This window comes from Microcoleus sp. BR0-C5, from assembly GCF_036705045.1.
In the GTDB taxonomy this organism is placed as follows: Bacteria; Cyanobacteriota; Cyanobacteriia; order Cyanobacteriales; family Microcoleaceae; genus Microcoleus.
The window spans coordinates 33090-47308 of the sequence record NZ_JAUBTR010000029.1; the positions used below are offsets into that span (position 1 = coordinate 33090).

Below are 14219 nucleotides of genomic sequence, written 5' to 3' on the forward strand. Positions count from 1 at the left end.
GTTTGGCATTCCATGTTCATTAAATCTAAAATCTACTAAGCTTGTTGCCAGACTCAACATACATACATAAATTGCAAACCCATTAGCTAACCTGGGCTCTCACATAAAAATAATTTCACCCTGTCTGTAAGTTCTTGGAGCGTGTGGGGCGATATACTATTAGGCGGTAAAGCATTAAAAATCTTTACAAAGACCCCGATTTCTAAGCCTACTCCTACGAAGGACGGGTGAAAAATTATATGCTGAGCGCTCAAAAGCTGGAAAAATGAACCCAGGAATTGACTTACAAGGAAGTTTCGTAGAAGCCCTCATGAATTTGGGCTTACCGGCGGACATCGCCCAAGTGCTTTGGCTACCGCTGCCAATGTTACTGATGATTGTCGCTGCCGTTTTCGGGGTACTCACTAGCGTCTGGCTGGAACGGAAAATTTCCGCCGCCGCTCAACAGCGGGTAGGCCCGGAATTCATCGGCCCTCTGGGAGTTTTAGCACCCGTTGCTGACGGTCTGAAGTTGGTATTCAAAGAAGACATTGTACCGGCAAAAGCTGACGCGCTGCTATTTACCCTAGGCCCGGTAATTGTGGTGATTCCAGTTTTTCTCTCCTACTTAATCGTGCCCTTCGGAGAGCATATGCTGATCGCCGATATGGGGACAGCGATATTTCTGTGGATTGCCCTGTCTAGCATTCAGCCGATCGGCTTGCTGATGTCCGGCTATGCTTCAAACAACAAATACGCCCTCCTCGGAGGACTCAGAGCCGCCGCTCAATCCCTCAGCTACGAAATTCCCCTAGCTTTGGCAGTATTGGCAGTTGTAATGATGTCCAACAGCCTCAGTACGATCGACATCGTACACCAGCAAGCCGGCTACGGCATTCTCGGCTGGAATATCTGGCGGCAACCAGCAGGTTTCCTGATTTTCTGGATCGCAGCACTAGCAGAATGCGAACGGTTGCCCTTTGACCTGCCGGAAGCAGAAGAAGAATTGGTAGCAGGATATCAGACTGAGTACACAGGCATGAAATTTGCTTTGTACTATATCGCTTCCTACGTTAACCTCGTCCTTTCTTGCCTGTTAGTAGCAGTTTTGTACCTCGGCGGCTGGGAATGCCCGATTCCTGTCGGAGTCCTGACAAATGCCCTAGGATTGAGCGAAACGACTCCTTGGTTGCAGGTAATTACCGGCTTGTTGGGCATTACGATGACCATGTTGAAAGCCTACTTTTTCCTGTTTCTGGCAGTTCTGCTCCGCTGGACTCTGCCGCGAGTTCGGATCGACCAATTGCTAGATTTGGGATGGAAGTTTTTGCTGCCCGTTGCTTTAGTTAATTTGCTATTGACCGCAGCTTTGAAGCTTGCCTTTCCTTTTGCTTTTGGCGGTTAATTCATAATAGGTAACAGAGAATAGCTAAGCTAGAGTAGCTGTTAACTCTCCTTACCTATTATCAATTAGCACTTACCAAAAACTCAAGTACAGAGAGAGAACACCATGCTAAAATTCCTCAATCAAGTAGGCGAATACGCCAAAGAGACTCTTCAAGCTGCTAAGTATATCGGTCAAGGGCTATCTGTTACTTTTGACCACATGAGACGCCGACCGATTACGGTGCAGTATCCTTACGAAAAATTAATTCCTTCCGAACGTTTTAGGGGCAGAATTCACTTTGAATTTGACAAGTGCATCTCCTGCGAAGTTTGCGTTCGCGTGTGTCCGATCAACTTGCCTGTAGTGGATTGGGAATTTAACAAAGAAACTAAGAAGAAACAACTCAAGCACTACAGTATCGATTTCGGAGTGTGTATCTTCTGCGGCAACTGCGTAGAATATTGTCCGACTAATTGTTTGTCGATGACAGAAGAGTATGAGTTAGCCGCCTACGAACGTCATGAATTGAATTATGACAATGTGGCCCTCGGACGTTTGCCCTACAAGGTTACAGACGATCCGATGGTGACACCGTTGCGCGAATTCGCTTATTTGCCGAAAGGTGCGATCGACCCTCATGAAGTTTCCTACACCGATCGCCGCGCCGGTCTGCGTCCAGAGGAAATTATCGAAAAGTAAGTCATTAGTCATTAGTCAGCAGTCATCAGTCATTAGTGAAATAACCAATTATTAATGACTGCTAACTAATGAGTAAAAACGAACAATAGAACACTAATAATTGAGGATAAAAAATTGTGAATCTAGCTGAAGGGGTTCAAATTGTTTCATTTGGAATACTGTCGGTAATGATGATTGCAGGAGCACTAGGAGTAGTGCTGTTATCCAACATCGTTTACTCAGCCTTTTTGCTGTGCGGCGTATTTACCAGCATTGCCGGCTTGTACCTGTTGCTGAATGCCGACTTTGTAGCAGCAGCGCAGGTGTTGATTTATGTTGGCGCTGTTAACGTCTTGATTTTGTTTGCGATTATGTTGGTGAACAAGCGCGAAGATTTCCGCACAATTCCCAACGCTTGGGTGCGTCAAGTAGCAACAGCAGTAGTTTGCGTAGGCTTGTTTGCGCTTTTGGGTACGATGGTGGTGTCTACTCCTTGGGCTATTGTCGCTACGACAGGAGCACCGGCCGAAAGTTCGATCGTCACTATCGCCAAACATTTCTTCACCGACTTTTTGCTGCCTTTCGAGTTAGCATCAGTATTTTTGTTGATGGCAATGGTAGGAGCAATTGTGCTAGCACGCCGCGATTTTTTCCCGGATGAACTGTCAAAGAAGCTATCCGAAACACCTGCTTTGAGTTTGCCAGAAAGACCTCGCGAATTAGTCTCTGCCGGAGATGTGTCTTCGCCAGAATCTAAGTAACATTCTACTCGTTCCCAGGCTGTGCCTAGGAACGCAGTTCCGGAGGCTGTGCCTCCAATTTTCCCGCAATGGAAACGAGGCAGAGCCTAGGAACCAGTTAAATTTCCCTTCTTCCTTCTTCCTTAAATTTATGCAACTGCAACTCCAGTATTTCCTGTTATTAGCCGCCGCACTTTTCTGTATTGGTATTTACGGTTTGATTACCAGCAGAAATGCAGTGCGCGTGTTGATGTCGATCGAGTTGATGCTGAATGCTGTCAATCTCAATTTGATGGGTTTCTCCAATTATCTCGACCCTGTACAAATTAAGGGCCAAGTATTTACCGTGTTTGTAGTTACGGTAGCGGCGGCTGAAGCTGCGGTGGGTTTGGCAATTGTTTTGGCGATTTATCGCAACCGCAATACCGTAGACATGGAAGAATTTAACTTGCTGAAGTGGTAATTAATCAATAGTCATCAGTCATCAGTCATCAGTCATTAGCGACAAACTAATGCAGATTAAAGACTGATGACTAAGGACTAAGGACTAAGGACTAAGGACTAAGGACTAAGGACTAAGAACTAATGACTTCTAGTAATTTCTAGAGTAATTCTACCCCCGAAATCAGGGATGGGGGCAGCAGGTTTCGAGAGTTGTAGTTTAACTTTTTCGACTAACGGTAGTTCTAAAAGCGCTTGAACAATAGTATCTGCTAGGCGTTCAATTAATAAAAACTTCGAGTCTTTGACTAGCTTTTGAATCAGAGTAATTGCGCTGCGGTAATCAAGAGTATGTTGAATATCATCACTTTTTCCAGCTTGCGATAAATCCAGCCAGAGAGTAACATCCACTTCAAACCACTGCCCCAAAACTTGCTCTTCCGGCAGATAGCCCGTATATCCGTAGCAGCGAATTCCTGTAAGTTGAATACAATCCATTTTGCAATAAACTAAAAGTGCGTTGTTCTATACCAATTTGTATTAAACCAGATAAAGTTCTCTTTCTCTTCCCTCTCTTTTTTTGCCCTTTGCCCTCTTCCTCTTCCCTCTGCGCCCTCTGCGCCCTCTGCGGTTCAATCACTCTTATTCTATCTTAAATTTCACAACTCTCCTCCTTTCTCCAACTTGTCCAATAAATCCTCAGCAACTTCATACCATTTCCGCCTAATATCAGCATCTTCTGGCTTTTCTGTCAAGCTGCGCCCTTGTAATTCGGGATATTTATTGTAATATAATTCATCAACTTTTTGATAGAATATATCTTGCTCAATGTTGAGATTTTTGCGTCGTTTCCCAATCTTTTCTTGACGAATTATCTCTGCTTCCTCTAAGGATGTATCGGCAGGTTGCTGGCGCGAAGAAAATTTAGGTAAATCCGGCAACTTGGGCAACGTGAAACCAGATTTGACTACACTAAAAGCTAAAATTCCTGGCACCAAAACGACAGTTAAACTCCCTAGGGTTTTCCAAGGAATTAACTTTAATGTGCTGTTGTTCTTAACAATTTGAGGAGTTTGGTGAACAGGAGTATGATTGCTGGTAGCAGTTTGAGTGCTATTTTTGAACGGGCGGCCAACAAAGTTCATTGTCACCATTTGGGAAATTATACTGCCAATTTGAGAGAGTTTTGGATCTTTGAGTGCTTCGCGGACTTCTTTTGCGGATTGGTAACGATCGCCCGGTTGTTCTGATAACATCCGATCCAATACCGTGGCTAAATTTGGGCTGACACTGACGTGCGATCGCCAATTCCAAGTTTTGCCGTTAATATCGTACAATTTTTGAGGCTTTTTGCCAGTTAGCAAGACTAAAGCCGTGACTGCTAAAGCATACAAATCGCTAGCCGGAGACACTTTACCCTGCCGCATTTGTTCCGTGGGCGAATAACCCTGTTTGCCGATCGCCGTATCCGATTGTCCGTTAAACTGAAGTACGGCATTGGCTGCAATTTGCTTAACAGAACCGAAATCAATTAAAAAGGGTAGTTTTTCAGCATCATGCTGAATAATATTATCCGGGGAAATATCGCGGTGAATTAAATTTTTAGAGTGGATGTATTCTAAAACTGGTAAAAGCTGAAATAGCAGTTGAGTAACTTCGGCTTCGGTAAAATTTTTACCTTCTTGCTGACGCGATATCAATATTTCTTCGTAGGTTTGACCCTTGATATAATCTTGCACTAAAAATAAAGATGGATTCCCGCCCAAATCCGTTCGCAGGAGTTCTCGAAAGCGGGGGATTTGCGGGTGTTGGAGGTTGTAAAGCATACTTGCTTCGCGATCGAACAATTCGGCAGCTTTCGGGCTGTGCACCACCGGAGAAAACTCTTTGAGCACGCAATGTTCGTTGTAGCGGTTGATATCTTCGGCGAGATAAGTGCGCCCGAAGCCGCCCCGGCCCAATTCGCGGAGGATGCGGTAGCGTTTTTCGAGAGTCGAACCAGGGGTGAGGAGGGAGGAGTTAGACATAAACCACGGCAAATTGTTCGAGTTGGGGAGTCGCCGAGCACAGTATAGCTTATTGTAGCTAAGTTTGTTTTAATGCGAGGGAAGGAAGGGCGATCGCTTTTTTTTGGGATGGATGAAGGAGAAAAGACACTTTGGTTAAGATTCAGTATCTACAGGCTATTGGGTGGGTTTTACCAGCCCTCTATGTCGGAAACAAACAATAATATAACTGCCCACTCTTAAAATCATCCCAACTGCGATCGCGCTTATTCACCTGCTTTTTCTCCTAACTTATGATCTTTGAAAGCTTCTAAAAGCTTTCTATTTTAAAATTTAGGTAAAATGCGATTTCGATCGCCCTCCGGCCTTCATGGAGAAGGAAAAAGTGCAGAGGGTAAAAGGGTAGAGAAGAGTCCTCGCCGGGAAAACTAGGACGAGGAAGAAACCGCTACGCGGAAACCCCAGTACCCCCTGCTATCCTCCGGGACCAAGCAGCGATAGTCACTGCGGCAAATGCTCGCCCAGTTGTCCCAGGCGCCGCCACGCATCACTCGGTAATTATTTGTGGTTTCCCAGGAACTTCCGTCAGTTGGTGCGCCGTTATAGTTTTCGTGACACCTATCGCTGCACCATTCCCAAACATTGCCGTGCATATCGTACAGTCCAAAGGCATTGGGGGGAAAACTCCCGACATCGGTTGGTTGTTTCCAGTGGAGTGGTCTGCTGCAGAATCCGGGGTCCTCATCCTCATAGTTGACTAATTGCCGGGTAATGGTTTCGCCAAAATAAAATGGAGTTGTTGTACCCGCACGACAGGCATATTCCCATTCTGCTTCACTCAGGAGGCGATATTTTTTCCCGGTTTGTTGCGAGAGTCGATCGCAGAATTCGACGGCCTCATCCCACGATACTTGTACAGGACGTTTTTCAACATTTAACCACGATGGGTTGCTTCCCATCAGTCCTTGCCACTGTCCTCGGGTGATGGAATATTTGCTTGCAAAAAAAGCAGGTACTGTCACTTGATGCTGCGGACTTTCATTATCTCTTCTATATTTATCTGTTGCTGGGGAATCCATCATAAATGTGCCGCCGGGAATATAAACCATTTCCAGTACACTTCCATTCCCTAAGTCTTCGGGGAAGAAGTGAGCATAATGAGGGCGGCGACTGTTTTCTTTTCCTTGAGCATTTACTGTTATTACATCAAACTCAAAAGTAGGCAAATATTTTTGGAACTGCTGTTTTAGATTTGGTTCATCTGTATCCTTCAGCAGCGAATAGGCTGCAAATCTCACCGCGATTGATTCATCTTGCAGTGCCCCAATTATTAATTCTAAACCTGGATCTCCATATTTCAGCGCTTCGGACAGTGCAGCAATTTTAACCTCAACAATGGGAGAAGCTAACCGACTTTTAACGCCGGGAATCCCGCCTAAAACGGCCGCCGCCATTGGCACTTGAGATGCACCGCCAAGGACAGCATCGTATTCTCTAGGTTGATTGGGATTTTCTGTCATGATCGAGACTTAGGTAAGTGTCACAATTCAATCGAGTTGTATGGTGCCTCAGACGCAGTTCTAGGGTGATTATCCAGGGCATCGAATTCTGACGCACCATACTAATTATGCCCGTTGCCTAAATCTTGTATTACAAATCTCGATGTGTAAACTCCTTAGCATCTTTCCCCACATAACTCGCGGCAACATGGCCATCTCCAACAACTCGATACTTATAGGTAATCAAGCCCTCTAAACCAACAGGCCCGCGAGGCGGCATTTGCTGCGTGCTAATCCCCACTTCTGCACCGAAACCGTAGCGGAAACCGTCGGCAAATCGAGTCGAACAATTGTGATAAACTCCGGCCGCATCGACTCCATTTAAAAAAGTTTCAGCGGTTTCGCTATCTTCGGTGACAATGACATCTGTATGTCTGGAACCGTAAATATTGATATGGTTTATTGCCTCTTCTACAGAATCTACTATTTTGATTGACAAAATTAAATCGCTGTATTCTGTAGACCAATCCGCTTCATTTGCTTCGGCAATATTTTCGAGGATGGCGCGAGTTTTTTCGTCTCCCCGCAATTCGACTTTTTTCTGCTGCAAAGCTGCGGCGACAGCGGGCAGGAATTTGGGGGCGATCGCACTGTGAACTAACAAAGTTTCAATGGCATTGCAGGCGGCTGGATACTGGGTTTTTGCGTCTACAGAAATCTCTACGGCTTTTTGAATATCTGCCGCTTTGTCTGCGTACAAATGACAAATTCCGTCGGCGTGTCCCAACACGGGAATTCTGGTATTTTCCTGTACAAACTGCACAAAAGAATTAGAACCTCTGGGAATAATCAAATCTACATATTCATCCATTTTCAGCAGTTCGATTGTTTCTTCCCGCGTCGTCAGCAACTGCACGACTTCGGGATTAACAGGAGTTTCGGCTAATGCTTGATGTATTACTTTTGTCAAGATTTCGCAGGAACGAACAGCCTCTTTGCCTCCTTTGAGAATGACGCCGTTTCCCGATTTGATTGCCAAGGATACTATCTGAATTAACGCCTCTGGGCGCGCTTCAAAAATAATGCCTAAAACGCCCAAAGGACAGGTGACGCGCTTCAGAATTAATCCTGTATCCAATTCACGGTGGATTTGCACGACACCGATCGGCTCAGGGAGTTTCGCAACGTCGCGCACGCCTGCGATCGCACTTTTCAACTTGCTCTCATCCAACTTGAGGCGATCGTACAGCGGTTTCGCAATTCCATCCGCCTGGGCCGCCTTGCAGTCAGCCGCATTCGCCGCCACAATATCCAGCGCAGCAGCTTCTAAAGCTTTAGCTATAGCCTCAATAGCGTGATTTTTGGCATCAGCGGACAAAACTGCCAATTTTCTAGCAGATACGCGCGTTTTTTGGGCAATTTCAATAATAGACATGGCAGTAACTTTTAAATAGTTTTGATTGTTGGGTTTTGAATTTTGAGTTTTGAATTGAATCCGCACAAATAAATTTCGGGGCGGTTTTCAGTCTTAACAATTCTAGAGGAAATTCTATATTTTTGTTGAGACCCCTTACAGCAATCCGCATTAACAGGTTAAAACAGTGAAGTATAGATAAAATCCCACGGTCATTTCCATTTGTCAATAACCTTTGGAGATTATTATGTCATCTCATGCCCCTTTACGCAAGGCAGGGCGAGCCGCCAAAGCCGGCGTTAAACTGATACAGAAAACTGGCGGAAACCTGGTTTTAGCTTCCGGCGTCACCATCAGCCTGCTGTTTGGTATGGTGTTAGCGCTATCCTTAGCCTCAGTTTTGATTCTCAACAGTCCCGATCCAATCGCCGGATTGACGATCGCACTTCCCATAACTCTGATTTTTAACATCGCTGCTTTTTTCCTATCGCCTTACTTGATGGACTTAAGCCAAAATTGGCTCTACAATACCCGCTGGGTTTCCCTAGCAGAAATTGAAAGCCTAAGTCCCGAAACAGCGAAAGTTATTCAGAAGGTTTGCAAGCAGAAAAAACTGACTCAGCCGCGTTTAGGAATTATCGACGACCAAAACCCTACTGCTTTTACTTACGGTTCATTTCCCAACAGTGCTCGCTTAGTCGTCAGTCAAGGTCTTTTTACCTATTTAGACGACGAGGAAATTGCCACTGTTTACGCCCACGAACTCGGTCACATCGTCCACTGGGACTTTGCAGTAATGACTTTAGCTTCGACTTTAGTGCAGATTACTTATTTAATTTACACTACAGCTCAAAGGATGGGTCGAAGTGGTGGCAGCAAAGCTAAAGATGCGGCGGGTACTGTAGCTGCTGTTGCTTATTTGTTTTACATTGCTGGCACTTATTTATTGCTGTATTTGTCGCGGACGCGAGAATATTTTGCCGACCATTTTGCCGCCGAAACTACTGGCAACCCCAATGCTTTGTCTCGCGCTTTGGTAAAAATTGCTTACGGTATTTTGGAAGAAGGACAAAGAGCCACCGAACCCAGCCGCTTGTTAGAAGGAACTCGCGCTTTAGGCATTTACGATGCCAAAGCTGCCACATCTACTGGCACTGCTTACCGGATTTCATCGGAACCAGAAAAAATAGGGCGAGTGTTTCTCTGGGATATGTTTAATCCGTGGGGTTGGTGGATGGAGTTGAACTCGACTCACCCGCTGACTGGTAAACGAGTTCGCGCTTTGAGCACTTATGCCGAACAATTAGGCTTGGATATTGAATTTGACATGGGTCGGATTGTCGGCGAAGGCAACGATTTGAGCAAGCGGAGATTGTACGGCAATTTTGTGTTCGATTTACTGCTGTACAGTGCAGAAACTCTGGGCTTAGCGGTGGGTTTTGCGATCGGCATTTCCCTGTATGCTGTAAACCCGATGATGATGGTTGCTTGTCCTTTAATCGGTTTGGGCGTGGGAATTTTGCTCAAAACTCTGGTGATGTTCCCGAATTACCAACAAGCCGAACATTTGGATGTTTTAACCTTAATGTCTGATCCTTATGCAAGTCCTTTGCGGGGTCAACCGGCGCAACTACAAGGCGAATTAATTGGTCGCGGCGATGCGGGTTATACCTTCGGTTCAGATTTGAAATTGCAAGACAGAACGGGAATGATTTATCTGCGATATGCTTCTCGTTTTGGGCCAATTGGTAATTTTCTCTTTGGCATGAAACGGGTGGAAAGTTTGATTGGAATGGATGTTAGGACTTTGGGTTGGTTCCGCCGGGGTGTTGCACCTTGGATGGATTTGATTCAGCTTGAAAGCGATAGCGGTACGACGGTTAAGAGTTATCACCGCTTTTGGTCTTTTGTGATGGGTATAGGGGCGATCGTTCTTGGTATTGCCTCGCTCTTTATATCATTTCCTGCTTAAAAGTTAAACGGAATAAAGTCCTTACTACAAACAGTTTCATAGTGAAGACTTTATTCCTCTTAAGTCAGGGTTAAGGACTCAAGCATTAGTGTTCACTTCAACAGTTGACAGATTAACCTCTTCCTGAGTATAATCCCTGGGTGTTAAACAAGGGGCTTAACTGATGACGGATCGCTGTTAAGTGGTTGAGCTGATTTGAATTCCGGTGTGGAAGGCAATTGCTTCAGATCGATGAATACCGAAAATTGGCTGGTATCCAACAAGCCTGAATTAGACGGTTTTTTATTCTGCCATTTTTGACCGATCGCACAAAGTTTGCACATGATTTTAGCTCTTTTTGAGGATATAATAGTCGTTCTGGAAATCATGGGCTAGTTGCTTGATTTCGACGCTGCTAAACCCAGCTTCACTCAACAGTTGCAGCGCTTTTTCTTGACCCCACATCGCTCCCAGTCCCATGCCACCGTATGCTAAAGAAACTGTCATACAGTGCATACAAGAAATGGTGTAGAGCAACGGCGCAATGGGGTGCTCTAGATTACCGCCTACATCCGTTGTGGCGCGGATATCTTGCATCAAGTAAACACCATCAGATCGCAGCGCATTGTAGATGTTTTGTAGTACAATATCGGGTCTGGCTTGATCGTGAATTGCATCAAATGTGGCGATCCAATGGTAGCGATCGCGCTCATCCAATGTGGCGGCATCCTTCACCTCAAACTGGATATTATTCAACTTCCGCAGTTGGGCTTCCGTGTTGGCATTGGCGATGGCTTCTCCCGAAAAATCGTAGCCTGTGAATCGGCTATTGGGAAAGGCTTCAGCCAGCTTGTTGAGTGCTCGCCCGCAGCCACAGCCGACATCTAGCACCTCAATACCCTGTTGCAACGCTTCGGTAAGTCCGGGAATCAGTGGCAGAATGTGGTCAAATAGAGCAGATACCGTGGTTTGACCGCTATCTTCTGCCATCACGGCATGAAAACGTTTGAACTCTGAGTAGGGTACACCGCCGCCTTTGTAGAAACAATCAATAATCCGGTCTTCCACCGATGCCAACACCGGAATGAATTGAGCAAAGGGGGCAATGTTGTTAGAAGCCGCAGCCCGTGTCAGGAATGCTGCATATTCTGTCGGCAAAGTGTAGGTTTTGTCGATCGAATTATAATCCACTAAGCGACCCGTTACCATTGCACCGAGCCATTCCCTCACGTAGCGTTCGTTCAATCCGGCAGCATCGGCAATTTGTTGACTGGTAGAGGGCGGCAATTCTGCCATTGTGTCGAACAGTTCGGTGCGATGCCCGATCGAAATCATGACTGCGAGTGCGCCACTGTTGAGAATGTCCAGCATCCGTCCGGCGAATGCTTCTGCTTTGGTTTGATCGAATGTTTGTGTCATCATAATTTAATGGTGATGGTATTCAAAAGTTTCTATTTGGAAGATTGGATTTTGGCAGGGATTATATCGTTTACGGTTGTTTCTGAACGATTTAACCGCAGAGAACGCAGAGAACGCAGAGTTAGAGAATAGAGATACGCATCTGTTCTTGCACCCAATTTTCAAACAGTTCGCGGAGCAAACGTTGACGCATGGCTACATCGAACTGCGCCGGAATCAATGTTTCTAATCTGACAATTACCAGCCATTCTTCTATGCGGATAGGATGCCAAAGCTGACCGGGCCCGCTGATGGTCAACAGATGCGCCAAATTCGGGTGGATTGTGCCGAGTTCCGCCGGGCCAAGAATCCCATTGACTTGAGCTTCTGGGCCTTGGGAATACTCGCGCGCGAGTTCGGCAAAGGATTGCTCTTTTTCTTGAATCCGAAAATACAGTTCTCGCGCCATTTCTGCCTCTTTAACCCGAATCAAAGAATAGATGACTCGATCTAGCGATCGCTTGCGTTGCAGAAAATATGACTCTAGTTTGTGATGCCAAGTTTGGTATTTGAATTTCTCAATTTTGAGCAGCCGGGGAATGAAAACTGTCTCTAAAAATTCCCGACTCATCCCGTGCTTTTTTAGCCAAAGCTGCTGTGTGGTTTCATCGATCAGTTGATTTTGTTCGTAGAACTGCTGGCGGACATTCGCGATTTCTTCGGCGGTGCAATCAATGGGGGCGATCGCTTCATCAATGATGCTCTCGCGACATAATTGGGGCAGCATTTGGTAGCTGGCAAGTCGAGGAATAATTCCCTCCCCATTGATTGTGCGATTTCCTATTTGTAAAACTGCGTTCATATAGCAGAAGGAAGTTCGGCAACGGATTTTGTAACGGATTTAACGGATGTAAACCAGAGAAGGAAGAAGACGGATTTTGACTTCGACCTCTCAGACTCCAATCCCCCTAAATCCCCCTTAAGAAGGGGGAATTTGAATGCTCTTGTCCCCCCCTTCTTAAGGGGGGCTAGGGGGGATCTCCTGGTTTGAAAAAACCCTCTAGCTGTTAGACAGGAGTCATGTTCATGTTGTAGCTGCCACCGCTACTGTATTGATAAACTTGAAGATAGTAGGTGCTACCTGGAGTCAAGAACTGAGTAATTGACTCAGATTGATTGCTACCCAGATTTGAACTAGCAATGATTTCACTTGCATCTACCACTGAATCGTTATTGCGATCGTTAATCAGCCGTATATCCATATCACCACTTAAACCGCTGAGATTAAAGCGGAAATTGCGGCTTGAGTTGACAGCAAAATGGTAGCTATCAGAGGTATCAGCATTAGAGATTGTCTCTGCGGTGAAAGTGCGGGAAGAAGTCAGCGTTCCTACCTCTGTCTCCGCTGTGACGAGATTGCTAGGTTTGCTAATGGCATTGGTTGAGACTCTTAAATCGTATTGGGTATTAACAGTACCAACTCGATCGACTTCAATTAGGTAGCTACCTGCATCAACGTTGGTAAGCCCAGATGACACGTTAATTGAGTCAGGTTGGTTGCCAAAACGAGTTGATGCTGAAATCTGTGAATCGTTGGTATCGCGTACACCATTGCCGTTGAAGTCTCGGAACAATCGAACATTGGCATTAGCGGTCATATTAGTCAGGGCGATGTTGATATTGCTATCGTTACCCAGACGAAAACTGTAGGTGTCTTTAATATCGGTATTGCCAACGAATTCACGCTTACCTGCGGGATTAGCATCGCGGATCAAGGTACCAAAGTCAAATTCAGCCATTTTGTTTCTCCTTAAAGTGTAAAGGGATGAGTTAATTTGCTGGTTGTTTGATTAACTTGATATCAATCTAACGAGGCCATCGTTCCGAAACCGTTCCGAAAGCGTTCTCGAAGCGTTCCCAAAGCATCCAAGCACGATCGTCCGCGCCAATTCAAGGTTTGAGAACTTCGGCACACCAAACGCGATCGAAGGGAATCCCAGCTTTACCGTGGGCTTCTCGAATCACTTCCGCATCGGGCGCGTTCAGTTCGCACACCACGCGAGTTTTATCCAGCGACGTAGAGGAACGCACCCATTCAATACCCCGTTCCTGATAGCACGCTAAAATTAATCGATTGGCTTCGTTCCACTCTTCATCGGTAAAGCCGTTCGGATAGCTTCCCTCCCACACCTTGAGGATTGGTTCGTTCCATACAGGTGGCACACCTTCAGGTTCAATAACTCGGGCTGTCCAAACCTTGCTAAATCCAACATCGGCTTGGCGATAAGCTTGTCGCACAGACTCTGCATCTGGTGCCTCAAAGGTGCAAATCATGCGATCGCGATCGGCTGACAGTAAAGAGTAGCACCACTTGGCATTTCTTGCCCCAAGACAATCCAAAACTCGCGTATCAGCTAACATTTCTGCGGTTATTGGTCGATCGGTCGTTGTTTCAACTTTGATGAGAGACATAATTACTTCCTCTTAATTAGTAATGACTGTTGACTGTTGACTGTTGGCTGTTGACTGTTGACTGTTGGTTATTTGTTTGTTCTAATAACCAATCACCAATGACTAATGACTTACGACTATAGCAATCCTAAGTGATTTTCTAGATCTGTAAAATCTGAAAGTCTTGCTATACAAGAAGTCTAGGAAGACAAGAGGGCGTTGTGTTGTGAGACTCAGATCGGATTGCTATAATGACTAATGACTAATGACTAATA

General features: G+C 45.6%; 14 protein-coding genes. 5 read left to right on the forward strand and 9 right to left on the reverse strand.

The window, feature by feature from the left end; all coding sequences use genetic code 11:
• Positions 1-265 precede the first annotated feature (265 nt).
• The 4 genes from nuoH (at position 266) to nuoK (ending at position 3247) form a co-directional block, all read left to right on the forward strand.
• Complete coding sequence (nuoH, locus tag QUB08_RS15820; RefSeq protein WP_333225610.1) at positions 266-1384, forward strand: NADH-quinone oxidoreductase subunit NuoH; 1119 nt, start codon at positions 266-268, stop codon at positions 1382-1384.
• Between the two features lie 105 nt (positions 1385-1489).
• Entirely contained in the window at positions 1490-2065 is a 576-nt protein-coding gene (ndhI, locus tag QUB08_RS15825; RefSeq protein WP_293246901.1) for an NAD(P)H-quinone oxidoreductase subunit I, read from the forward strand.
• 116 nt (positions 2066-2181) lie between these two features.
• Entirely contained in the window at positions 2182-2805 is a 624-nt protein-coding gene (locus QUB08_RS15830) for an NADH-quinone oxidoreductase subunit J (protein WP_333225611.1), read from the forward strand.
• Positions 2806-2941: 136 nt separating this feature from the next.
• Positions 2942-3247: an NADH-quinone oxidoreductase subunit NuoK gene (nuoK, locus tag QUB08_RS15835; RefSeq protein WP_228042566.1), complete on the forward strand. Its 306-nt coding sequence runs from the start codon at positions 2942-2944 to the stop codon at positions 3245-3247.
• Positions 3248-3366: 119 nt separating this feature from the next.
• Here the strand turns inward: nuoK and folB are convergent, their stop codons facing one another.
• The 4 genes from folB to QUB08_RS15855 form a co-directional block, all read right to left on the reverse strand.
• Positions 3367-3723: a dihydroneopterin aldolase gene (gene folB, locus QUB08_RS15840; RefSeq protein WP_333225612.1), complete on the reverse strand. Its 357-nt coding sequence runs from the start codon at positions 3721-3723 to the stop codon at positions 3367-3369.
• 161 nt (positions 3724-3884) lie between these two features.
• Positions 3885-5252 carry a serine/threonine-protein kinase gene (locus QUB08_RS15845; protein ID WP_333225613.1) on the reverse strand — a complete coding sequence of 456 codons (1368 nt, stop codon included), beginning with the start codon at positions 5250-5252 and terminating at the stop codon, positions 3885-3887.
• 407 nt (positions 5253-5659) lie between these two features.
• On the reverse strand, positions 5660-6751 hold the full coding sequence (locus QUB08_RS15850; protein WP_333225614.1) for a formylglycine-generating enzyme family protein: 1092 nt from the start codon (positions 6749-6751) through the stop codon (positions 5660-5662).
• A 130-nt stretch (positions 6752-6881) separates the two neighbouring features.
• Entirely contained in the window at positions 6882-8165 is a 1284-nt protein-coding gene (locus QUB08_RS15855) for a glutamate-5-semialdehyde dehydrogenase (RefSeq protein ID WP_333225615.1), read from the reverse strand.
• 226 nt (positions 8166-8391) lie between these two features.
• Here QUB08_RS15855 and QUB08_RS15860 point away from each other — a divergent pair, with 226 nt between their 5' ends.
• Positions 8392-10116, forward strand: coding sequence for a zinc metalloprotease HtpX (locus QUB08_RS15860; protein ID WP_333225616.1), 1725 nt, complete (start codon positions 8392-8394; stop codon positions 10114-10116).
• A gap of 143 nt (positions 10117-10259) precedes the next feature.
• On the opposite strand, the gene QUB08_RS15865 is transcribed toward QUB08_RS15860, so the two are convergent.
• The 5 genes from QUB08_RS15865 to QUB08_RS15885 all read right to left on the reverse strand — a co-directional run bounded on the left by QUB08_RS15865 (position 10260) and on the right by QUB08_RS15885 (position 13965).
• Positions 10260-10439: a hypothetical protein gene (locus tag QUB08_RS15865; RefSeq protein WP_333225617.1), complete on the reverse strand. Its 180-nt coding sequence runs from the start codon at positions 10437-10439 to the stop codon at positions 10260-10262.
• A gap of 4 nt (positions 10440-10443) precedes the next feature.
• Positions 10444-11517, reverse strand: coding sequence for a class I SAM-dependent methyltransferase (locus QUB08_RS15870; RefSeq protein ID WP_333225618.1), 1074 nt, complete (start codon positions 11515-11517; stop codon positions 10444-10446).
• Positions 11518-11635: 118 nt separating this feature from the next.
• The gene (locus tag QUB08_RS15875) at positions 11636-12355 is read right to left on the reverse strand and encodes a peptidylprolyl isomerase (protein ID WP_333225619.1); all 720 of its coding nucleotides are present in this window, start codon (positions 12353-12355) and stop codon (positions 11636-11638) included.
• A 205-nt stretch (positions 12356-12560) separates the two neighbouring features.
• Entirely contained in the window at positions 12561-13292 is a 732-nt protein-coding gene (locus QUB08_RS15880; protein ID WP_333225620.1) for a pre-peptidase C-terminal domain-containing protein, read from the reverse strand.
• A gap of 151 nt (positions 13293-13443) precedes the next feature.
• Complete coding sequence (locus QUB08_RS15885) at positions 13444-13965, reverse strand: DUF4242 domain-containing protein (RefSeq protein ID WP_333225621.1); 522 nt, start codon at positions 13963-13965, stop codon at positions 13444-13446.
• Positions 13966-14219: the final 254 nt, after the last annotated feature.

Bases quoted from the DNA above. Each gene is read 5' to 3' on its own strand.
- QUB08_RS15885 (WP_333225621.1), bottom strand. From the start codon at position 13,965: ATGTCTCTCATCAAAGTTGAAACAACGACCGATCGACCAATAACCGCA.
- QUB08_RS15865 (WP_333225617.1), bottom strand. From the start codon at position 10,439: ATGTGCAAACTTTGTGCGATCGGTCAAAAATGGCAGAATAAAAAACCG.
- QUB08_RS15845 (WP_333225613.1), bottom strand. From the start codon at position 5,252: ATGTCTAACTCCTCCCTCCTCACCCCTGGTTCGACTCTCGAAAAACGC.
- QUB08_RS15880 (WP_333225620.1), bottom strand. From the start codon at position 13,292: ATGGCTGAATTTGACTTTGGTACCTTGATCCGCGATGCTAATCCCGCA.
- QUB08_RS15855 (WP_333225615.1), bottom strand. From the start codon at position 8,165: ATGTCTATTATTGAAATTGCCCAAAAAACGCGCGTATCTGCTAGAAAA.
- QUB08_RS15850 (WP_333225614.1), bottom strand. From the start codon at position 6,751: ATGACAGAAAATCCCAATCAACCTAGAGAATACGATGCTGTCCTTGGC.
- folB (WP_333225612.1), bottom strand. From the start codon at position 3,723: ATGGATTGTATTCAACTTACAGGAATTCGCTGCTACGGATATACGGGC.
- QUB08_RS15875 (WP_333225619.1), bottom strand. From the start codon at position 12,355: ATGAACGCAGTTTTACAAATAGGAAATCGCACAATCAATGGGGAGGGA.
- nuoH (WP_333225610.1), top strand. From the start codon at position 266: ATGAACCCAGGAATTGACTTACAAGGAAGTTTCGTAGAAGCCCTCATG.
- ndhI (WP_293246901.1), top strand. From the start codon at position 1,490: ATGCTAAAATTCCTCAATCAAGTAGGCGAATACGCCAAAGAGACTCTT.
- QUB08_RS15860 (WP_333225616.1), top strand. From the start codon at position 8,392: ATGTCATCTCATGCCCCTTTACGCAAGGCAGGGCGAGCCGCCAAAGCC.
- QUB08_RS15870 (WP_333225618.1), bottom strand. From the start codon at position 11,517: ATGATGACACAAACATTCGATCAAACCAAAGCAGAAGCATTCGCCGGA.